This is a genomic window from Pseudomonadota bacterium (genome assembly GCA_016719885.1).
Lineage (GTDB): Bacteria > Pseudomonadota > Gammaproteobacteria.
The window spans coordinates 104,771-125,275 of sequence record JADJYF010000013.1; the positions used below are offsets into that span (position 1 = coordinate 104,771).

At 65.4% G+C, this 20,505-nt stretch carries 22 protein-coding genes and 1 tRNA gene; 3 read left to right on the top strand and 20 right to left on the bottom strand.

What is annotated here, in order from left to right:
• Window positions 1–42: 42 nt before the first annotated feature.
• The 20 genes from nuoL to IPM80_14890 all read right to left on the bottom strand — a co-directional run bounded on the left by nuoL (window position 43) and on the right by IPM80_14890 (window position 18,094).
• Window positions 43–2,004 carry an NADH-quinone oxidoreductase subunit L gene (gene nuoL, locus IPM80_14795; GenBank protein MBK8959654.1) on the bottom strand — a complete coding sequence of 654 codons (1,962 nt, stop codon included), beginning with the start codon at window positions 2,002–2,004 and terminating at the stop codon, window positions 43–45.
• A 51-nt stretch (window positions 2,005–2,055) separates the two neighbouring features.
• Window positions 2,056–2,361: an NADH-quinone oxidoreductase subunit NuoK gene (gene nuoK, locus IPM80_14800; protein ID MBK8959655.1), complete on the bottom strand. Its 306-nt coding sequence runs from the start codon at window positions 2,359–2,361 to the stop codon at window positions 2,056–2,058.
• Window positions 2,362–2,372: 11 nt separating this feature from the next.
• Window positions 2,373–2,975 (bottom strand): NADH-quinone oxidoreductase subunit J, encoded by a 603-nt coding sequence (locus IPM80_14805; protein ID MBK8959656.1) that lies wholly within the window; start codon window positions 2,973–2,975, stop codon window positions 2,373–2,375.
• A 153-nt stretch (window positions 2,976–3,128) separates the two neighbouring features.
• Entirely contained in the window at window positions 3,129–3,617 is a 489-nt protein-coding gene (gene nuoI, locus IPM80_14810) for an NADH-quinone oxidoreductase subunit NuoI (GenBank protein MBK8959657.1), read from the bottom strand.
• Window positions 3,618–3,621: 4 nt separating this feature from the next.
• Window positions 3,622–4,674 carry an NADH-quinone oxidoreductase subunit NuoH gene (nuoH, locus tag IPM80_14815; GenBank protein ID MBK8959658.1) on the bottom strand — a complete coding sequence of 351 codons (1,053 nt, stop codon included), beginning with the start codon at window positions 4,672–4,674 and terminating at the stop codon, window positions 3,622–3,624.
• Window positions 4,675–4,718: 44 nt separating this feature from the next.
• On the bottom strand, window positions 4,719–7,118 hold the full coding sequence (locus IPM80_14820) for an NADH-quinone oxidoreductase subunit G (GenBank protein MBK8959659.1): 2,400 nt from the start codon (window positions 7,116–7,118) through the stop codon (window positions 4,719–4,721).
• Between the two features lie 19 nt (window positions 7,119–7,137).
• Window positions 7,138–8,442, bottom strand: coding sequence for an NADH-quinone oxidoreductase subunit NuoF (nuoF, locus tag IPM80_14825; GenBank protein MBK8959660.1), 1,305 nt, complete (start codon window positions 8,440–8,442; stop codon window positions 7,138–7,140).
• The gene (gene nuoE / locus IPM80_14830; GenBank protein MBK8959661.1) at window positions 8,439–8,936 is read right to left on the bottom strand and encodes an NADH-quinone oxidoreductase subunit NuoE; all 498 of its coding nucleotides are present in this window, start codon (window positions 8,934–8,936) and stop codon (window positions 8,439–8,441) included. The genes nuoF and nuoE overlap by 4 nt, the downstream gene beginning before the upstream one ends.
• 9 nt (window positions 8,937–8,945) lie before the next feature.
• A complete protein-coding gene (locus IPM80_14835) occupies window positions 8,946–10,199 on the bottom strand; it encodes an NADH-quinone oxidoreductase subunit D (GenBank protein MBK8959662.1) in 1,254 nt (417 codons plus the stop codon).
• Window positions 10,192–10,884: an NADH-quinone oxidoreductase subunit C gene (locus IPM80_14840; GenBank protein MBK8959663.1), complete on the bottom strand. Its 693-nt coding sequence runs from the start codon at window positions 10,882–10,884 to the stop codon at window positions 10,192–10,194. Before IPM80_14840 ends, IPM80_14835 begins: the two co-directional genes overlap by 8 nt.
• Before the next feature lie 12 nt (window positions 10,885–10,896).
• Entirely contained in the window at window positions 10,897–11,376 is a 480-nt protein-coding gene (locus IPM80_14845; GenBank protein ID MBK8959664.1) for an NADH-quinone oxidoreductase subunit B, read from the bottom strand.
• Window positions 11,367–11,735, bottom strand: a complete 369-nt coding sequence (locus IPM80_14850) for an NADH-quinone oxidoreductase subunit A (GenBank protein ID MBK8959665.1) — start codon at window positions 11,733–11,735, stop codon at window positions 11,367–11,369. The genes IPM80_14845 and IPM80_14850 overlap by 10 nt, the downstream gene beginning before the upstream one ends.
• Window positions 11,736–11,921: 186 nt before the next feature.
• A tRNA-Leu gene (locus tag IPM80_14855) sits at window positions 11,922–12,006 on the bottom strand.
• 128 nt (window positions 12,007–12,134) lie between these two features.
• A complete protein-coding gene (secG, locus tag IPM80_14860; GenBank protein ID MBK8959666.1) occupies window positions 12,135–12,662 on the bottom strand; it encodes a preprotein translocase subunit SecG in 528 nt (175 codons plus the stop codon).
• A gap of 30 nt (window positions 12,663–12,692) precedes the next feature.
• Window positions 12,693–13,415, bottom strand: a complete 723-nt coding sequence (locus IPM80_14865) for a triose-phosphate isomerase (protein ID MBK8959667.1) — start codon at window positions 13,413–13,415, stop codon at window positions 12,693–12,695.
• Window positions 13,416–13,567: 152 nt separating this feature from the next.
• Window positions 13,568–14,377, bottom strand: a complete 810-nt coding sequence (locus IPM80_14870; protein ID MBK8959668.1) for an rRNA pseudouridine synthase — start codon at window positions 14,375–14,377, stop codon at window positions 13,568–13,570.
• Window positions 14,374–15,249 carry an SMC-Scp complex subunit ScpB gene (gene scpB / locus IPM80_14875; protein ID MBK8959669.1) on the bottom strand — a complete coding sequence of 292 codons (876 nt, stop codon included), beginning with the start codon at window positions 15,247–15,249 and terminating at the stop codon, window positions 14,374–14,376. The genes IPM80_14870 and scpB overlap by 4 nt, the downstream gene beginning before the upstream one ends.
• 1 nt (window position 15,250) lies before the next feature.
• A complete protein-coding gene (locus tag IPM80_14880) occupies window positions 15,251–16,087 on the bottom strand; it encodes a segregation/condensation protein A (protein MBK8959670.1) in 837 nt (278 codons plus the stop codon).
• Window position 16,088: 1 nt separating this feature from the next.
• Window positions 16,089–17,300 (bottom strand): tryptophan--tRNA ligase, encoded by a 1,212-nt coding sequence (locus tag IPM80_14885; GenBank protein MBK8959671.1) that lies wholly within the window; start codon window positions 17,298–17,300, stop codon window positions 16,089–16,091.
• 164 nt (window positions 17,301–17,464) lie between these two features.
• Window positions 17,465–18,094, bottom strand: coding sequence for a threonylcarbamoyl-AMP synthase (locus IPM80_14890; protein MBK8959672.1), 630 nt, complete (start codon window positions 18,092–18,094; stop codon window positions 17,465–17,467).
• 173 nt (window positions 18,095–18,267) lie between these two features.
• On the opposite strand from IPM80_14890, the gene IPM80_14895 reads away from it, so the two are divergent.
• From IPM80_14895 to dapE, 3 genes are read left to right on the top strand one after another with little or no spacing between them, the layout of a single operon-like run.
• Window positions 18,268–18,549: a BolA family transcriptional regulator gene (locus IPM80_14895; protein MBK8959673.1), complete on the top strand. Its 282-nt coding sequence runs from the start codon at window positions 18,268–18,270 to the stop codon at window positions 18,547–18,549.
• On the top strand, window positions 18,509–19,354 hold the full coding sequence (locus tag IPM80_14900; protein MBK8959674.1) for a site-specific DNA-methyltransferase: 846 nt from the start codon (window positions 18,509–18,511) through the stop codon (window positions 19,352–19,354). Before IPM80_14895 ends, IPM80_14900 begins: the two co-directional genes overlap by 41 nt.
• The gene (gene dapE, locus IPM80_14905; GenBank protein MBK8959675.1) at window positions 19,351–20,481 is read left to right on the top strand and encodes a succinyl-diaminopimelate desuccinylase; all 1,131 of its coding nucleotides are present in this window, start codon (window positions 19,351–19,353) and stop codon (window positions 20,479–20,481) included. Before IPM80_14900 ends, dapE begins: the two co-directional genes overlap by 4 nt.
• The last annotated feature ends 24 nt before the right edge of the window (window positions 20,482–20,505 follow it).

The window sequence follows — 20,505 nt, forward strand, 5'->3', positions numbered from 1 at the left end:
CGGGCTCACACTTGGTTCGAAGGACGCTCGTTATGCATGCGTTCACGACAGGACTCCGTGGACGAACACACCCAGCAGCACGAGCAGGCCGATGATCATGGCGAAGGCATAGTGATAGAGGAAACCGGACTGCACGTTACGCACCACGCTTGCCCACCAGCCGACCGCGCGCGCCGAGCCATTGACCAAGAGGCCGTCGATCAGGCCTTCGTCACCGACCTTCCACAGCAGGCGGCCAATGCCGCGCGAGCCCCCGGCGAAGAACCATTCGTTGAAGCGGTCGAAGCCGTACTTGTCGAGCAGGATCCTGTGCACCAGCGACAGGCTTGAGGCTATCTTGGCGGGAACCCCGGGACTCTGGAGATACAGGAACCACGCCGTCACCGCGCCGGCCATTGCCAGCATGAAGGGTAGCTGGGTCACGCCGTGCGTGATGAAAGGCACCACGCCATGGAATTCCTCGGCCATGTGGCCGAGCACGTCGTGCTCGTGGGCGACCACGATGCTGTTGCCGAAATAGTTGCCGAACACCATCGAACCGATGCCGAGCGCGCCGATGATGACCGACGGCACCGCCAGCGCCATCAAGGGCACGGTGACCACCGCCGGTGACTCGTGCAAGTGTTCCTGGGTGTGGTGATCCATGCGCTCCTTGCCATGAAAGACCAGGAACACCAGGCGGAACGAATAGAGCGCGGTGATGTAGACACCGAGCAGCACCGCCCAATAGGCGTATTCGGCGACCGGGTTATGCGACAGCGCGACCGCTTCGATGATGGCGTCCTTGGAAAAGAAGCCGGCGAAGCCCGGGAAGCCGATCAAGGCCAGCGTGCCGATGAGGCTGGTCCAGTAGGTGATGGGCATGTACTTCTTCAAGCCGCCCATGTGGCGCATGTCCTGCTCGTGGTGCATGCCGATGATCACCGAGCCGGCGGCGAGGAACAGCAGCGCCTTGAAGAAGGCGTGGGTGAAAAGATGGAAGATGGCGGCGCTGTAGGCCGACGCGCCGAGCGCGACGGTCATGTAGCCGAGCTGCGACAAGGTCGAATAGGCAACCACGCGCTTGATGTCGTTTTGCACCAGGCCGAGCAGGCCCATGAAGAACGCCGTGATGGCGCCGATGGCCATCACCACCGACAAGGCCGTGGTCGACATCTCGAACAGCGGCGACATGCGCGACACCATGAAGATGCCGGCCGTGACCATGGTCGCGGCATGGATGAGCGCCGAGATCGGGGTCGGGCCTTCCATCGAATCAGGCAGCCACACGTGCAGCGGCCACTGCGCGGACTTGCCCATCGCGCCGACGAACAGCAGCAGGCAGGTGACCGTCATCAAGGACCATTCATGGCCCGGGAACACCGTGATGGTGGTGTCGGCGAGACCCGGTGCGGCCTTGAACACCTCGGCATAGTCGAGCGTGCCGGTGTACATCAGCACCGCGGCGATGCCGAGCAGGAAGCCGAAGTCACCGACGCGGTTGACCAGGAAGGCCTTCAGGTTGGCGTAGATGGCCGTTGGGCGCGTGTACCAGAAACCGATCAGGAGATAGGACACCAGGCCGACCGCTTCCCAGCCGAAGAACAGCTGCAGGAAGTTGTTGCTCATCACCAGCATCAGCATGCTGAAGGTGAACAGCGAGATATAGGAGAAGAAGCGCTGGTAACCCGGGTCGTCGTGCATGTAGCCGATGGTGTAGATATGCACCATCCACGACACGAAGGTCACGGTCACCATCATGGTCGCGGTCAACTGGTCGACCAGGAACCCGATGTGGAAATCGACGCCGGCGTTCGACATCCAGGTGTAGACGTTGGCGTTGTAGGTCGGCTCGCCGCCCAGCACGATGTCCTTGAATACCAGCACCGACAGCGCGAAGGACAGCGCGACCGAGCCGCTGGTGACCCAGTGCGCGCCGCTGCGGCCGATCTGGCGGCCGAACAGGCCGGCCGCGATGGCGCCGCCCAGCGGCAGGAGAACGATGGCGAGAAGCAGATTACCCATGCGGCTTTCCAGCAATGCGTGACGTTAGGGCGCGCGGCATCATGACCGTCATCAACCCTTCATGGTGCCGAGGTCTTCGACGTTGATGGAACTACGGTTACGGAACAGCACCACCAGGATGGCGAGACCGATGGCGGCTTCCGCGGCGGCCACCGTCAGGATGAAGAACACGAACACCTGGCCGGCCACGTCGCCGTTGAAATGGGAGAAGGCGATGAAGTTCATGTTCACCGCCAGCAGCATGAGCTCGATGCACATCAACAGCACGATGACGTTCTTGCGGTTGATGAAGATGCCGGCCACCGACAGGCAGAACAGGATGGCGCCGATGGTCAGGAAATGGGTGAGTGTCAGCACGTCGTTGTTCCTCAGCCCTGGCGCTCGGCGTCGACCTTGACCAGGCGCACACGATCCTGGCGACGCACGCTCACCTGCTTCTCGGGTTTGGGCGCCTTGGTCTGGCGGGTGTGGCGCAAGGTCAGCGCGATGGCCGCGATGATCGCCACCAGGAGAATTACCGAGGCGATTTCGAACGGCCAGATGTACTGCGTGTAGAGCGCAAGGCCCAGTTCCCGGGTGTTGTTGTAGTCGGCGGCGTGGGTGACGGCCGAGGCCGGCTTCTCGAGGCCGAAATGCTCGTGCTCGATGACCAGGCCAATGGCGATGAACATCAGCACCGCGACGATGCCTGCCACCGGCAGGTAGCGCGCGAAGCCTTCTCGCAACACGGTGAGATTGATGTCGAGCATCATGACCACGAACAGGAACAGCACCATCACCGCGCCGACGTAGACCAGCACCAGCGCGATGGCGAGGAACTCGGCCTCCAGCAGCAGCCACAGGCCTGAACTCGCGAAGAACGACAGCACCAGGAACAGCGCGGCGTGCACCGGGTTGCGCACCGTGATGACCATGGTCGCGGCCAGCACCAGCACGGCGGCGAACGAATAAAAGACGACTTGTTCGAACATGAATCGTGGTTAGACGGCTAGTGGAGGCGCGGGCGACATCGGCGTTGGCGCAGACGAACTAGTCGCCATGCGTTTCATGCGCGTGTCCCTGCCGGCTCCCGTGTCGCTGCGTCGTCCCCCTCCCGTTATCGTTCGTTATGGTGTGGCGTGGCGCTAGCGGTAGCGCGCCTCGGCAGCCCGATCAGCGGCGATCTGGGCCTCGAAACGCTCGGCGTTCGCAAGCAGCTTGTCCTTGGTCATGAGCAGATCGCCACGCTTCTCGCCGTGGTATTCGAAATGACGGGTCTCGACGATGGAATCCACCGGGCAGGATTCTTCGCAGAAGCCGCAGAAGATGCACTTGGTCAGGTCGATCTCGTACTTGGTGGTACGGCGCGTGCCGTCGTCACGCTGCTCCGATTCGATGGTGATGGCGAGCGCCGGGCACACCGCTTCGCACAGCTTGCAGGCGATGCAGCGCTCTTCGCCGTTGGCATAACGGCGCAGCGCATGCAGGCCACGGAAGCGCGCCGACTGCGGCGTCTTCTCTTCCGGGTACTGGATGGTGATCTTGCGATCGAACAGGTAGGCGCCGGTGAGCCTGAGCCCCTTGAGCAGTTCCCACAGGGTCAGGCTCTTGAAGTAATCGACAACTGCACTCATCGCCTCAGCCTCGCGCGCCGGCCGCGAACCACGGCGGCATGTGCCACACCACCATCGCCGCGACGACCACGATCCACACCATGGTGATGGGCAGGAAGATCTTCCAGCCGAGACGCATGATCTGGTCGTAGCGATAGCGCGGGAAAGTGGCGCGGAACCACAGGAACAGGAACAGGAAGAACGCGGTCTTGGCCAGGAACCAGTGGATGCCGTCCATGAAGAACAAGCCCACGCCCGGCACGCCGGTCAGCCACGGCAGCGGTGACAGCCAACCGCCGAGGAACATCACCGCGGCCAGCCCCGACACCAGGATCATGTTGGCGTATTCGGCCAGGAAGAACAGCGCGAAGCCCATGCCGGCGTATTCGACGTGGAAGCCGGCGACGATTTCCGATTCGCCTTCCGAGACGTCGAAGGGCGCGCGGTTGGTTTCCGCCACGCCGGAGATGAAGTAGATGACGAACAGCGGGAACAGTGGGATGAAGAACCAGCTGCCCGGCCCGAGCGCGCCGCGCTGAGCGTTGACGATGTCGCCGAGATTGAGGCTGCCGGCCGCGATCAACACACCGACCAGGGCGAAGCCCATGGCGATTTCGTAGGACACGATCTGCGCCGCCGAGCGCATCGCGCCGAGGAACGCGTATTTCGAATTCGACGCCCAGCCGGCGACGATGATGCCGTACACGCCAAGCGAGGTCAGCGCCAGGATGTACAGCAGGCCGGCGTTGATGTCCGCCAGCACCATTTCCGAACCGAAAGGCACCACCGCCCACGCCGCCAGCGCCGGCCCCAGTGCCAGGATCGGCGCAATCAGGAACAGGAAGCGGCTGGCGCCACTCGGCACCACCATTTCCTTGGTCAGGAGTTTCAGGGCGTCGGCAATGGGCTGCAGCAGGCCGAGCGGCCCCACGCGGTTGGGCCCGTTGCGCACTTGAATCCAGCCGATGATCTTGCGTTCGGCCAAGGTCAGGTAGGCCACGCCGCCCATCAAGGGCAACACGATGACCAGGATCTTGGCGATGATCACCGCCACCGTGATGAGCGGCGCCGGGATCATGCCGAGCGCCGTCAGTTGCTGTTCGAGCAATTCGAAGGGATTGATCATGCCGCTGCCTCGCCGCGCGCCGCGACCAGCGTGACCGCCGCGCCCTGTACCGCGACCGCGGCCAGCGCCGCGCGCGCGCCGTGCACCAGGCACACGCCATCCGGCAAGCCGTCGTCTATCGCCAGGAGCGCCTGCGCCCGCTGGCCGTCGCGTTCGATGTCGAGCCGCTGTCCGGCCACCACGCCGAGACGCGCCGCCGTGGCGCTGGCGAGGCGCACGCAATCGTCGCCCGCCTGTGGCATTTCCTGCAGGGCCTTGGCGTGACGCACCAGCGCGTCGCTGGCATACATCGGCACCTCGACCAGCACTTCGAGGCGGCTCGGGTCAATCTTGAGGGTGCTGGTCTCGAGCGTCGGCGTGAGGCGCGGCGCGAGCTTGACCTGCCCGACCAGCGCCTCGATTTCGCGCGTCACGTCTTCGCAGTTGACGGCATCGAAGCCGGGCAGGTCGAGCTTGTTGCCGAGCACGCGCAGGATCTTCCAGGCCGCGCGTGCGTCGCCGCGCGGTTTGACGGCCGGCGCGAAACGCTGCCAGCGGCCGGTGAGATTGACGAACGAGCCTTCGTTCTCGCCGAACAGCGCGCTCGGCAGGATGACGTCGGCGAGGGTGTCGAGGGCCGGGTTTTCGAAGGCGCTGACGGCGACCACGAATTCGGCCGCGTTCAAGGCCGCCGCGAGCCCGGCGCTGTCGGCGCTGTCGCGCTGCGGATCGACGCCCAGCAGGACATAGGCTTTGCGCGGCTCATCGCACATGGCGCGCAGGTTGCGGCCAGGCTTTTCGAGCACGCGGCCGGCCGGGCCGCGATGCGGCACGGCGCCAGCCAACCACGCGCCGGCGCCGTTGGCGCCGTCCGCCAGTTCACCCATGGTCGCGCCACTGACCGCCGCGAGCGCGGCCGTGACCTGCAGCAGCGCGCTGCGCTGCGGATGGCTGTTGACGGCCGCGCCTGTCAACACCAGCGGACGGCTGGCCTTGGCCAGCTTGTCGGCCATGGCCTCGATGTCGGCGCTCGTGACCGCGCTCTGCTCCACGAGCTTGGCGGTCGGCGCGGCCAAGGCCGTGCCGCGACGGCTGGCGACGCCGGCCGCCAGCGCGGCCGCGGCGCCCAGCAGCTGCGACGGTTTGACCGCGAGCTGGCCGGCCAGCGCGTAGTTGAAGTCCTGCGCATGGCTGCCTATCTGCATCACCGCCGCGCCTTTCAGCGCCGCCTTGCGCAAGCACAGGTTGAGCAGCGGGTTTTCGTGACGGGGATAGCTGCCGAGCAGCAGCACGGCATCGGCGTTCTCGATGGCGGCCAGCGATTCGACGCCAGGGTACAGCGGCTCGGCGCTCTGGTCGGAGAAATCGCGCTGACGCAGACGGTGGTCGACATTATGCGAGCCCAGGCCGCGCACCAGTCGCTGCAGGAGATAAAACTCTTCGGTAGTCGACGACGGCGAAGCGAGCGCCGCCAACTGATCGGCATCGCTGGCGGCGATGGCGCGCAGCTTGTCGCTCACCACCGTGAGCGCGGTCTCCCAATCGCAATCGCTCCAGCGGCCATCGCGCTTGATGCGCGGGCTCGCGAGGCGCGCCTCATGATTCATGCCCTGGTAGCTGTAGCGGTCGCGGTCCGACAGCCACGTGCCGTTGACCGCGGCGTTCTCTTTCGGCACCACGCGCTTGACGGTGGATCCCTTGACGTGGAAATGCAGGTTGGCGCCGAGCGCATCATGGGGCGCGACGCCATCGCGTTGCTGCAGCTCCCAGGCACGCGCCGAATAGCGGTAGGGCTTGTTGGTCAGCGCGCCCACCGGGCACAGGTCGATGACGTTGCCGGACAATTCCGAGGTCATGGCCTTGGCCACGTAGGTGCCGATTTCCATGTGCTCGCCGCGGCCGGTGGCGCCGAGTTCGCGCAGCCCGGCGATTTCCTCGCCGAAGCGCACGCAGCGCGTGCAATGGATGCAGCGCGTCATGTCGGTCTGCACCAGCGGGCCGATGTTCTTGTCGCGCACCACGCGCTTGCGTTCGGTGAACTGCGAGACGTCGCCGCCATAGCCCATGGCGAGATCCTGCAGTTCGCATTCACCGCCCTGGTCGCAGATCGGGCAGTCGAGCGGATGATTGATGAGCAGGAATTCCATGGTCGCGTGCTGCGCGGCGACGGCCTTGGGCGAACGCGTGTAGACCTTCATGCCATCCATGACCGGCGTCGCGCAGGCCGGCATGCACTTCGGCGCGCGTTCCACTTCCACCAGGCACATGCGGCAGCTGGCGGCCACCGACAGGTGCTTGTGATAGCAGAAGCGCGGCACGTAAATGCCGGCCGCATCGGTCGCCTCGATCAGCATCGCGCCCTTGCGCGCCTCGATGGTCTGGCCATCGACTTCAATCTTGATGCGGTCGTCACTCATGCCCGTTGTCACGTACTGGTCAGGCCGCGGCCGAATGGCCGCGCGCTTGCAGAATGCTGTGCCCGTGTTCGATGTAGTACTCGAACTCGTGGCGGAAGGTACGCACGAAGCTGCGCACCGGCATGGCCGCCGCGTCGCCCAGCGCGCAGATGGTGCGGCCTTCAATCTTGCTGGCGACGAGATCGAGCTTGTCGAGGTCGGCCGGCACGCCCTCGCCGTTCACGATGCGCGTCAACATGCGGTACAGCCAGCCGGTGCCTTCGCGGCACGGCGTGCACTGGCCGCAGGACTCGGAATAGTAGAAGCGCGAGATACGCTGCAGCACCTTGACCATGTCGGTGGTGTCGTTCATCACGATCACGGCGCCCGAGCCCAGCATCGAGCCGGCCTTGGAGATGGAGTCGTAGTCCATGTCGAGTTCGAGCATGGCCTTGCCGGTCAGCACCGGCACCGACGAACCGCCGGGAATGACGGCCTTCAATTCGCGACCGTCGAGCACGCCGCCGGCCAGTTCCAGCAAGGTGCGGAACGGCGTTCCCATCGGGATCTCGAAATTGCCGGGCTTGTTGACGTGACCGCTGACGGAAAAAATCTTGGTGCCGCCGTTGTTGGGCTTGCCGAGACCGGCGAACCACTCCGCGCCGTTGCGCAGGATGGTCGGCACCGAGGACAGGGTCTCGGTATTGTTGATGGTGGTGGGCTTGCCGTAGAGGCCGAAGCTCGCCGGGAACGGCGGCTTGAAACGCGGCTGGCCCTTCTTGCCTTCCAACGACTCGAGCAGCGCGGTTTCTTCACCGCAAATGTAGGCGCCGGCGCCGAGATGGGCATGCAGGTCGAAATCGATGCCCGTGCCCTGGATGTTCTTGCCGAGCAGCCCCGCTTCGTAGGCTTCCTTCAAGGCGTTCTGGAAATGGATGGCCGGCTCGTCCATGAACTCGCCGCGCATGTAGTTGTAACCGACCGTGGCGCCCATCGCGTAGCCGGCGATGGCCATGCCTTCGACCAGCGCATGGGGATTGAAGCGCAGGATGTCGCGGTCCTTGCAGGTGCCGGGTTCCGATTCGTCGGAGTTGCACACCAGGTAGCGCTGCATGTCGCCCTTGGGCATGAAGCTCCACTTCACGCCGGCCGGGAAACCCGCGCCGCCACGGCCACGCAGACCGGCCGACTTGACGATCTCGATGATGTCCGCCTGCGGCGTCTTGTCGCGCAGGATCTTCTCCCACGCGCTGTAGCCGCCTATCGAGCGATAGGTCTTCATCGACCACGGCTCGGCCAGGTTGCGCGTGGCGTAGCAAGTCAGATCGAGCTTGATATCGGTCATTTCAGCCCGTCCAGGATTTCGTCGACACGGTCGATGGTGAGATTTTCGTGGTAGACGTGGTTGACCTGCATCATCGGTGCGCCACAGCAGGCCGCCAGGCATTCTTCTTCGCGCTTCAAGAAAATGCGGCCGTCGGGCGTCGATTCGCCGATGCGGATGCCGAGTTTCTTCTCGACATGGGTGACGATGTCTTCACTGCCGCGCAGCATGCACGAGATGTTGGTGCAAATGGCCACCGCGTTGCGGCCGCAGGGCGAGGTCTCGTACATCGAGTAGAAGCTCGCCACCTCGTACACCGCGATGCGCGGCAGTTCGAGGTAATCGGCCACCGCGTCCATCAGTTCGGTGGTGAGGTAGCCCTGGTTTTCGTGCTGCACTTCCGCCAAGGCCGCGAGCAAGGCGGACTGCTTGCGCTCCGGCGGGTACTTGGCCACCCATGCGTCGATCACTTCACGCGCATGGTGGGATAGCAACTGGTCGTGTGACTCACTCATGGCGCGGACCTAGCGGTCGATTTCTCCAAACACGATGTCCATGGTGCCGATCACGGCAACCACGTCGGCCAGCATGTGGCCCTTCACCAATTCGTTCATGGCCGACAGGTGCGCGAAACCCGAGGCGCGCGCCTTGAGGCGATAAGGCTTGTTGGCGCCGTCCGAGACGAGGTAGATGCCGAATTCACCCTTGGGATGCTCGACCGCGGAATACACTTCGCCGGCCGGCACGCAGTAGCCCTCGGTGAAGAGCTTGAAGTGGTGAATGAGCGATTCCATGTCACCTTTCATGCTCGCGCGGTCGGGCGGCGTGAGCTTGTGATCGTCGACGATCACCGGGCCGGGATTGGCGCGCAGCCACTTGACGCACTGCTTCATGATGCGCGCCGACTGACGCATTTCCTCGACGCGCACGAGGTAGCGGTCGTAGCAGTCGCCATTGACGCCGACCGGGATGTCGAAATCGAGGTCGGCATAGACTTCGTAAGGCTGCTTCTTGCGCAGGTCCCAGGCGAGGCCCGAACCGCGCAGCATCGGCCCAGTGAAGCCAAGTTCCAGCGCGCGTTCGATGGTGACGATGCCGATGTCGACGGTGCGCTGCTTCCAGATGCGGTTGTCGGTCAACAGCGTTTCGTATTCGTCGACGCAGGCCGGGAAGCGATCGCAGAAATCGTCGATGAAATCGAGCATCGAGCCGCTGCGGTTGGCATTGAGGCGCTCGAGATCACGGGCGTTGCGCCATTTCGACGGCTGGTAGAGCGGCATCGCATCCGGCAGGTCGCGGTACACGCCGCCCGGCCGGTAGTAGGTGGCATGCATGCGCGTGCCGGACACCGCCTCGTAGCAGTCCATGAGGTCTTCGCGCTCACGGAAGCAGTACAGGAACATGGTCATGGCGCCGATGTCGAGGCCGTGGGCGCCGAGCCACATGAGGTGGTTGAGGATGCGCGTGATCTCATCGAACATCACGCGGATGTACTGCGCGCGGAGCGGAACCTGGATGCCGCACAGTTTCTCGATGGCCATCACGTAGGCGTGCTCGTTGCACATCATCGAGACGTAATCGAGCCGGTCCATGTAACCGATGCTCTGATTGAACGGCTTGTTCTCGGCCAGCTTCTCGGTGCCGCGATGGAGCAGGCCGACGTGCGGATCGGCGCGTTCGATGACTTCGCCATCCATCTCCAGCACCAGGCGCAGCACGCCGTGCGCGGCCGGATGCTGCGGGCCGAAGTTCAGCGTCAGATTACGAATCTCAGGCATCGGCGGGCTTGCTCACGGGTTTCGAGGACTCGGCCCAGGTCTCTTCGCGGATCACGCGCGGCACCAGGGTGCGCGGCTCGATCGACACGGGCTGATTGACGACGCGCCCGCGCTCCGGGTCGTAGCGCACTTCGACGCGGCCCTCGAGCGGGAAATCCTTGCGGAACGGATGGCCGATGAAGCCGTAGTCGGTGAGGATGCGGCGCAGGTCCGGATGGCCATCGAACAGGATGCCGAACAGGTCGAACACTTCGCGCTCGTACCAGTCGGCGACCGGCCAGATCTCGCTGACCGAGGCCAGGCGCGGCGGCTCACCGTTGAGATAGGCCTTCACGCGCAGGCGCGTGTTGGTGCTGACCGACAGCAGTTGGTAGACCACCGCGAAGCGCCGGCTGTCACCCTCGGCGACTTTCACCGAGTTGCGCGCCACGCCGCGGCTGAAGCCCGACGAGGTGGCCTGGGTCTGCCAGTCGGCGAGGCCGTAGGTCAGGTAATCGACACCGGACAGATCCGAGAGCTGGGTGAAGGCGAGGTTGGCGGTGTCTTTCAACAACCGGCACACGGGCACGATATTGCCGGCCTCGACCTCGATGGTCAGTTCTTCCCTGTCGATACGACGCGCGACGATGGCATCGCCGAGAACGGTGTCGAGCGTGCTCGACAGGGCTTCCAATTTGGCTTGCAGGGTCACGGCGGTCTACGAACGATTGATGGTCGTGGTGCGTTTGATCTTGTTCTGCAACTGGATGATGCCGAACAGCAGCGCCTCGGCGGTGGGCGGACAGCCCGGCACGTAGACGTCGACCGGCACGATGCGATCGCAGCCGCGCGTCACCGCGTAGGAGTAATGGTAGTAACCGCCGCCGTTGGCGCAGGAGCCCATGGAAATGACCCACTTGGGCTCGGTCATCTGGTCGTAGACCTTGCGCAGCGCCGGCGCCATCTTGTTGACCAGCGTGCCGGCCACGATCATGACGTCGGACTGGCGCGGGCTGGGGCGGAACACGATGCCGAAACGGTCGAGATCGTAGCGCGCGGCGCCGGCGTGCATCATTTCCACCGCGCAACAGGCGAGACCGAAAGTCATGGGCCACATCGAACCGGTACGTGCCCAGTTCACCACCGTATCGACGGTGGTGGTGACGAAGCCCTTGTCCTGCACTTCGCTCATTCCCATTCCAATGCCCCTTTGCGCCATTCGTAGATGAAGCCGACGACAAGGATGCCGAGGAAGATCATCATGGCCCAGAAGCCGTAGGCGCCGATCTTGTCGAGCACCACGGCCCACGGGAAGAAGAACGCAATTTCAAGATCGAAAATGATGAACAGGATGGCCACGAGGTAGTAGCGCACGTCGAATTTCATGCGCGCGTCTTCGAACGCTTCGAAGCCGCACTCGTAGGGCGAGGACTTCTCGCTGTCCGGGCGATGTACGCCGAGGATGCCGCCGACCCCGTAGCTGGCGGCCAACGAGACCACACCGATGGCCACGCCGATGGTAATGAAGATCAGAATCGGCAGGTATAGTTCAAGCACGAACCGTTACACTCCACAGCGCAAATTTGGCGCGAAAAACCCGGCTGGCAAGGATTGTATCCCAATCCGGCCCACACCCCGGTCCCCACCAGGGCATGATGCGCCGAGTCCCCGCGTCGCACATCCCCTTCGTCATCATCGCCGGCCCGCGCGCCATTCGATGAGCGGCACGGGCACTGCTTGTTATGGTACCGACGAACAGACTCGAACCGTCATGCCTCTCGGCACAGCCACCTCAAGGCTGCGTGTCTACCAATTCCACCACGTCGGCAAAGCAGGTTGCGATTGCGTCTTTGCGGGATGCAATCAACTGGCGCGCAATGATACGAAATGCAGCACGAGCAATCCATAAAAAACTCGCGCGCGATCAATTTCAAGCGACTTATTTTTCTCTCGCGGTCATTTGCCCGTCGATGGCGTGCTGCCACTCGACTGCGATTCGTTCGCGGGCGGCGTGACCGTCGCCGGCACATCGCTGGCGGGGGTGCTCGGCGCCGTGCTGCTGGTCGCGGGTGCGCCCGCGGCGGGCGTGGCCGGGACATCGGCGGGTGGCGGCGCCGGCACGTCCACCGGTTTGCCCTGCGTGGCCTTTTCGACCAGTTCACCGACGTCGACCTTGGTCGGCACATCGGCCTTGCCGGGCGCGCCCGGCGCGGGTATGGCAACCTGGTCGAGCAGGCTCGTGGTCTTGCTGGTCTGGCCGTAGAGGTAGGCCAGCAGCAGACTGTTGGAGAAGAACAGCACCGCCAGGATCGCCGTCAGCCGGGTGAGGAACGAGGCCGAGCCGCGCGCGCCGAACACGGTCGACGACGCGCCGCTGCCGAACGCGGCGCCGGCCGTCGCACCCTTGCCCTGCTGCAGCAGGATGACGCCGATCAGCAGCAAGGCCAGCAGGATGTGCACGGCCAGAAGTACGGTGAAAATCATCAACTATCTCCAGGAAACGCCGCTTCGCCGTCAGGCGAGCGCGGCGCGGCACACAGCAATGAACGACGCCGCGACCAGGGCGGCGCCGCCGATGAGCCCGCCGTCGATATCGGGCATGGCGAACAGTTCCGCGGCATTGTCGGGCTTGACGCTGCCGCCGTAGAGGATGCGGGTGCGCGCGGCCAGCGCGGCGTCGACGCGCGCGAGACGCGCGCGGATGGCGGCGTGCACGGCCTGCGCCTGGGCCGGCGTCGCCGACTCGCCGGTGCCGATGGCCCATACCGGCTCGTACGCAATGACGATGCCGGCCAGCAATGCCGCGGCATCGGCGTGACCGAGCAAGGCGTCGAGCTGGCGGGCGATGACCGCGTCGGTGGCGTCGGCGCGCCGCTCTTCGAGGGTCTCGCCGACGCAGAATATCGGGGTGAGGCCGTGGGCGCGGGCGGCGACGATCTTGGCCACCACCCGCGCATCCGTGTCGCCGAACATCTGGCGGCGCTCGGAATGGCCGACGATGACGTGGCTGCATGCGCAGTCGGCCAACATGGCGGCCGCCACTTCGCCGGTATAGGCGCCGGGCTCGTGCTCGGAGCAGTCCTGCGCGCCCAACGCCACGCCGCTGCCGGCGACGCTCGCGCCGACCACGTCGAGGTAGGGCGTCGGCGGACACAGCACCACGTCCAGGGCATTGTCGAGGCCGGCGTCGACGACCGCGCGCGCGAGCGCGGTGGCCATCGCGCGCGAGCCGTTCATCTTCCAGTTGCCGGCAACCAGGCGGCGCCGTTCAGAGCTCACGGTTTGTTGAGTCAAGGTGGTTCGGGTCGTTGGAAAAGCGGCCAAGCTTAGCGGCGCAGGCTTGCGAGATCAATGCGATGAGTGACGCAGGGACAGCGCCGAGGGGGCCCTCAACCGGCCGGGGGCGCGCTCCGCAGCTCCTCGCCGCGCGCATCGAGTCCGACCAGCGCGCACAGTTCATCGCGCAGCGCACCACCCAGTTCGACGGTCTGACCGCCGCGCAGATCGGCCGGCAGCATCACGTTGCCGAAGCGCACACGGATCAGGCGACTGACCTTGACCCCCTGTGATTCCCACAGGCGCCGCACCTCGCGCTGGCGCCCGCTCTGCACCACGCAGTAATACCAGCGATTGGCGCCGTCACCCTCGCCCTCGACGATGTCGTCGAAGTGGAAACGCTCGCCGTCGATGTCGACGCCGTCGCGCAAGCGGCCGAGCATCTCGTCCTCGACCTCGCCGAAAATGCGCGCCGCGTATTCACGATCCACCCGGTAGCGCGGATGCATCAGCCGGTGCGCCAGCTCACCGTGGTTGGTAAACAGCAGCAGGCCGCTGGTGTTGATGTCGAGGCGCCCGATGTTGATCCAGCGGCCACGCTCGAGACGCGGCAGATCCTCGAAGATGTTGGGGCGGTTCTGTTCGTCGCGCCGCGTGCACACCACGCCGGCCGGCTTGTTGTAGGCGAGCACGTGCAGTTCCTGGCTGGCGCCGCTGACACGCAGCACGCGGCCGTCGTCCAATTGCACGCGGTCGCCGGGCGCGACGCGCGCGCCGGTCTCGGCGCGGCGGCCGTTCACACGGATGCGTCCGGCCTCTATCCAGCGTTCGATTTCGCGCCGCGAGCCCCAGCCGGCGCGGGCCAGCACCTTGTGGATGCGCTCGCCGCCGTCGGTCGCGGCCTGGTCGTCGGCCTTGCTCACGACGCGGCCGCCGGCGTGTCGTCGTCGTGGGCGGGCGTTTCGTCTGCCGGGTCATACGCCGGGTCGGCGTCCGGGGCCGGCGCGGGATCATCCTCCCGCGCTTGCGCTTCGAGCGCCGGCGCGGCTTCGGCATCGCGCGTCTCGCCTGTGTCGCGCGCTGCCTGGTCGGTCGCCGCCTCGGTCTCGCCAACGGCGGACACTTCGCGGGCCGCTTGCTCGACCTCGTCGCCGCCCGCCGCGGCGGGCGCGGCGGCCTCGTCCTGCGTGCCGCCCTCTTCGTCCAGCACGATGTTGGCGAACAGGTCGGCGTTGATGGCGTCGAAATCCTTGAGCTCGGCGAGGCTCGGCAATTCGGCCAGGGATTTCAGGCCGAAATAGTCCAGAAACTCCTTGGTGGTCGCGTACACGGCCGGACGCCCCGGCACGTCTCGATGGCCCACCACTTTCACCCAGTCGCGCTCCAGGAGCAGGCGCATGATGTTGCTGCTGACGGCGACGCCGCGCACGTGTTCGATTTCGCCGCGCGTGATCGGCTGACGGTAGGCGACCAGCGCCAGGGTTTCGAGCAGGGCGCGCGAATAGCGCGGCTTGCGCTCTTCCCACAGGCGCGACACGCGATCGGCATAGGCGGCGCGCGCCTGGAAACGAAAGCCGCTCGCCACTTCGACAAGTTCCACGCCGCGTTCGGCGTAGTCGCCCATGAGATCGCCCAGCACGTTGCGCAGCGCATCCTTGCCGGGGCCGTTGCCGCCCTCGTCCTCGAGGATCTTGGCCAGTCGCTCGAGGCTGACCGGCGACTCGGACGCCATCACGATGGCTTCCACCACGGGTTTCAGATTGCTGCCTTCCACTGCCTGGTTCTCCGCTTCCATGTCAGGCTACCAGCTTGACGTAGATGGGCTCGCGCTCGCCGTTCTGCACGATTTCGATCATGGCTTCCTTGATCAGTTCGAGTATCGCCATCAAGGTCACCACCGCGCCGGCACGCCCTTCCTCGAAGGAAAAGAAATCATGGAAGGCGGTGAACACGTCGCTGCGTGCCTGCGCCAGCACGCGCGACATGCGTTCGCGCACCGACAGCGCTTCGCGCTTGATGCGATGGTCGGCGAACATCTCGCCGCGGTGCAGGACGTCGCGGAACGCGTCGAGCAGCGCTTCGAGCGTCAAATCAGGCAGTTCCTTGGTGGCGCTGATGCGCTCGAATTCCACCACCACCGGGTACCACTCGCGCTCCATGCGCGGCATGATTTCGATGTCCTCGGCGGCCTTCTTGTAGCGCTCGTATTCCTGCAGACGCCGCACCAGCTCGGCGCGCGGATCGCCTTCTTCCTCGGTGTCGGTCTTGGGCCTCGGCAGCAGCATGCGCGATTTGATCTCGGCCAGCATCGCCGCCATCAAGAGGTATTCCGCCGCCAGTTCGAACTTCATCTCCTGCATGAGGCCGATGTAGGTCATGTACTGCTCGGTGACGCGCGCGATCGGGATGTCGAGGATGTCGAGGTTCTGGCGCTTGATGAGATAGAGCAACAGGTCGAGCGGGCCTTCGAAGGCTTCGAGAAACACCTCCAGCGCTTCGGGCGGGATGTAGAGGTCGCGCGGCGGCTCGCTGAGCGGCACGCCCTGCACCACCGCGAACGGCATCTCGGCCTGGCTGGGCGCGGTAAACGCCTCGGCCGGCGCCTGCTCGTCGGCGAGCGGTTTCTCGTTCATGTCAGCGGTACACCAGGTTCATGACCTGGCGCACGTCATCGAGGGTGTCGCGCGCGACGCTGCGGGCCGCCTCGCAGCCTTCATCGATGATGGCGCGCACCGCGTCCGGATCGGCGAGGAATTCCTGGCTGCGTTCGCGTATGGGCTGCTGTTCCTTGATGACCGCGTCGATCACCGGCTGCTTGCAGTCCAGGCAACCGATGCCGGCGCTGGTGCAGCCCTCGCGCGCCCAGTTGCGCACTTCGTCGTTGGAATAGACCTCGTGCCATTTCCATACCGGGCACTTGCGCGGGGCGGCGGCGTCGGTGGGACGCACGCGCGCCGGATCGGTCGGCATGGTGCGCAGTTTCTGCGTCACCGACTCCGGCGCTTCGCGCAGACTGATGGTGTTGCCGTAGGACTTCGACATCTTCTCGCCATCGAGGCCCGGCATTTTCGATTCCGGCGTCAACAGCGCCTGCGGCTCGGGCAGGATGACCTTGCCGCCGCCTTCCAGGTAACCCAACAGGCGTTCGCGATCGCCGATGCTGATGTTCTGCTGCGACTCGAGCAGCGCGCGGCCGCGTTCCAAGGCCTCGCCATCGCCGGTCTCCTGGTAGGTGCGGCGGATGTCGAAATAGAGCTTGGCGTTCTTCTTGCCCATTTTCTTGGCGGCGGCTTCGGCCTTGTCCTCGAAACCGAGCTCACGCCCGTAGAGGTAATTGAAGCGCCGCGCCACCTCGCGCGACAGCTCGATGTGCGCCACCTGGTCCTCGCCCACCGGCACATGGCCGGCCTTGTAGATGAGGATGTCGGCCGACTGCAGCAGCGGATAACCGAGAAAGCCGTAGGTGGAGAGATCCTTCTCCTTGAGCTTCTCCTGCTGATCCTTGTAGCTCGGCACGCGTTCCAGCCAGCTGATGGGCGTGATCATGGACAGCAACAGGTGCAGTTCCGCATGTTCCGGCACGCGCGACTGCACGAACAGCGTCGCTTCACCGGGGTTGATGCCCACCGACAGCCAGTCGACCACGATGTCGAACACCGACTCGCCGATGATGCCGGTCTCCTCGTAGGAGGTGGTCAGCGCATGCCAGTCGGCGACGAAGAAGAAACACTCGAATTCGTGCTGCAGCTGCACCCAGTTCTTGAGCACGCCGTGGTAATGGCCAAGATGCAGTTGTCCGGTCGGGCGCATGCCGGACAGCACGCGTTTATTGGCGGCAATGGTCATTGCTCGGGTTTCCTGGTTGAGCGCGTGGGGCCAGTCGCAGCAGAGCCGCGCTGGACGGTGTGCCGCCCAGCGGCAAAATGAAGGGGCTGGATGCTCATGGTGGCTGCGCCGCTATTATCCCTGCCTCGCACGGCCAGATCCAGGCAGTTCAAACCTGCGCCGAGTCAGGCGAGTTCGGCCACGTGCGACACGTCGCCGAGCCCTTGGCGGACCAGCACCGGCGCCGGACCAGTGAGGTCGATGATGGTGGTCATCTCGATGCCGACGGCACCGGCGTCGAACACCGCGTCGACCGCATGACCCAGCACCTCGACGATTTCCTCGGGGTCGGCGAACGGCAGGCCGGCCTCGTCATCGATGACGGTGGTCGCGAGCAGCGGCGACTGGATCTCGAGCAAACCGTGGATGAAGGGATGATCGACGATGCGCAGACCGACCGTGCGGCGCTTCTCGTCCTGCAAGCGGCGCGGCGTTTCGCGCGTGGCCGGCAGGATGTAGGTGTAAGGCCCGGGGCTCAGGGTCTTCATGAGACGGAAAGCATCGTTGCTGACCTTGGCATAGGTCGCGACTTCGGCCGCGTCGCGGCACAACAGCGTGAGGTGATGATCGCGCTCGAGACGCCGGATGGCGCGCAGCCGATCCTCGGGCGCCTTGCTGCCCGCCGCGCATATCAGTGAGTAGCAGGCGTCAGTCGGCGCGATCACCACGCCGTCGCGGGCAATGATGTCCGCCGCCTGGGTGATCAAACGCGCCTGGGGATGCGTGGGATGAACGCGGATATGCAGAGATTTCATCGGAGTCGAACGGGTTGTTGGCGCGTCGCCGAGCGCGCTTTCGCGACCGGCCTTCTGGTCTTGAGCACGTCGATGAGGCACACTGGACCAGCACGACAAGCCAGTGCGAGTCTAACAGTCATCGAAGCCGAAGCCACCATGTTTCCTGCGCGGCATACCAGCACGGACGCGCCATGACGGGGGCGCCCAACACGCGCGTCGAGCGCATACACGCGGCCCTGGTCGCGGCGCTCGCGCCCACCGAACTCGAGATCAGCGACGACAGCCACGCCCATGCCGGCCACGCCGGCGCGCTGACCGGCAAGGGCCATTTCAGCGTGCGCATCGTCGCACCCTGCTTTGCCGGCGTGGCGCCCTTGAAGCGCCACCGCATGGTCTATGCCGCCGTCGATGAACTCATGAGCAGCGATATTCATGCCCTCAGCATCGACGCCCGCGCTCCTGAACAATCCTGAGCCGCGCGGCCTCAAGGAAAGCTGGCGCGGCCGCGATGGGGAGTCGCGCCTGGTGCGTGGCGATCACCTGGACATGCTGGCCAGCCTGGCCTCGGATTCGGTGGACTGCATCTGGACCGACCCGCCCTACTTCCTGTCCAACGGCGGCACCACCTGTCACGCCGGCAAGCGCGTGGCCGTGCACAAGGGCGCCTGGGATCAGAGCCAGGGCGTAGCGGCGGACCACGCTTTCAACCGCGCCTGGCTGGCCGAGTGCCGACGCGTGCTGAAACCGAGCGGCACCATCTGGGTGAGCGGCACTCACCATGTCTATCTCTCGGTCGGCATGGCGATGATGGAACTCGGCTACCGCCTGTTGAACGACATCGTGTGGGAAAAACCCAATCCGCCGCCCAATCTCGGCTGCCGCTGCTTCACCCACGCCACCGAGATGATCCTGTGGGCAGCCAAGTCGGCCAAGGGCGCAAGTGATCGCTACACCTTCAATTACGCCGACATGAAGGCCGAGAACGACGGACGCCAGATGAAGAACGTGTGGCGCTTCACCGCGCCGGGCAACGACGAGAAGCGCCACGGCAAGCATCCGACCCAGAAGCCGCTCGCGCTGATCGAACGCTGCCTGCTGGCGAGCACCCATGCCGGCGACCTGGTGGTCGACCCGTTCGCGGGTTCGGCCTCGACCGGCGTCGCCGCGCTCGGCGCGGGGCGCCGCTTCGTCGGCGCCGAGATCGACGCAAATTACTGCAAGCTCGCCGGCAAGCGCCTGAAGTCCGCTGAACTCGCGCGCGACGACGAGAGCCCATGAACCCGACCCTGGCACTGACCCGCGACCTCATCGCCTGTCCGTCCGTGACGCCGACCGATGCCGGCTGCCTGGACATGATTGCCGCGCGCCTGGCGCCGCTCGGTTTCGAGTGCGTGCGGCTGCCGTCCAACGACGTCGACAACCTGTGGGCAGTGCGCGGCGTGCACGGCCCGTGCCTGGCCTTCGCCGGCCACACCGACGTGGTGCCGCCCGGGCCGCTGGACGCCTGGACGCGCCCACCCTTCGAACCCCAGGTGGTGGACGGCAAGCTGTGGGGGCGCGGTGCGGCCGACATGAAGGGCAGTCTCGCGGCGATGGTGGTGGCGGTCGAACGCTTCGTCGCCGCGCATCCAGGCCATGACGGTCGCATCGCCTTCATGCTGACCTCCGACGAGGAAGGCCCGGCCACCGACGGCACGGTGCGCATCGTGCGGCACCTGCGCGACCATGCCATCCCGATCGACTGGTGCATCGTCGGCGAGCCGAGCAGCGACCGGCGCCTCGGCGACACGGTGCGCGTGGGCCGGCGCGGTTCGCTGAACGGCCGCCTGACGGTGCGCGGCGTGCAGGGTCACGTCGCCTATCCCGATCGCGCGGACAATCCCTTCCATCGCGCGCTGCCGGCGCTGGCCGAACTCGCGGCACGGCGCTGGGATGCCGGCAACGCGTTCTATCCGCCGACGTCCTTCCAGATCTCCAACGTGCACACCGGCACCGGCGCGGAGAACGTCATTCCGGGCGTGATGGAAGTGCTGTTCAACTTCCGCTACTGCACGGAACAGACCGAGGCCGGCCTGAAGGCGGCGGTACACGAGCTGCTGGACCGCCACGGTCTCGACTACCAACTCGCCTGGCACCTGTCCGGCGCGCCCTTCCTCACGGTCGGCGGCAAGCTGGTCGATGCGGTGCAAAAGGTGCTCGCCGCCGAACTCGACGTGCGTCCCGAGCTCTCCACCGGCGGCGGCACATCGGACGGGCGCTTCATCGCGCCGCTGGGCGTCGAAGTGGTCGAGCTCGGCCCGATCAACGCCAGCATCCACAAGATTGACGAATGGGTAAACGTCGACGAGCTAGAACAGCTCGCGCGGGTCTACCAGGGCATACTCACGGAATTGCTCGGCGCCTGAGTGCCGGGGTTCGAAAACGACGAC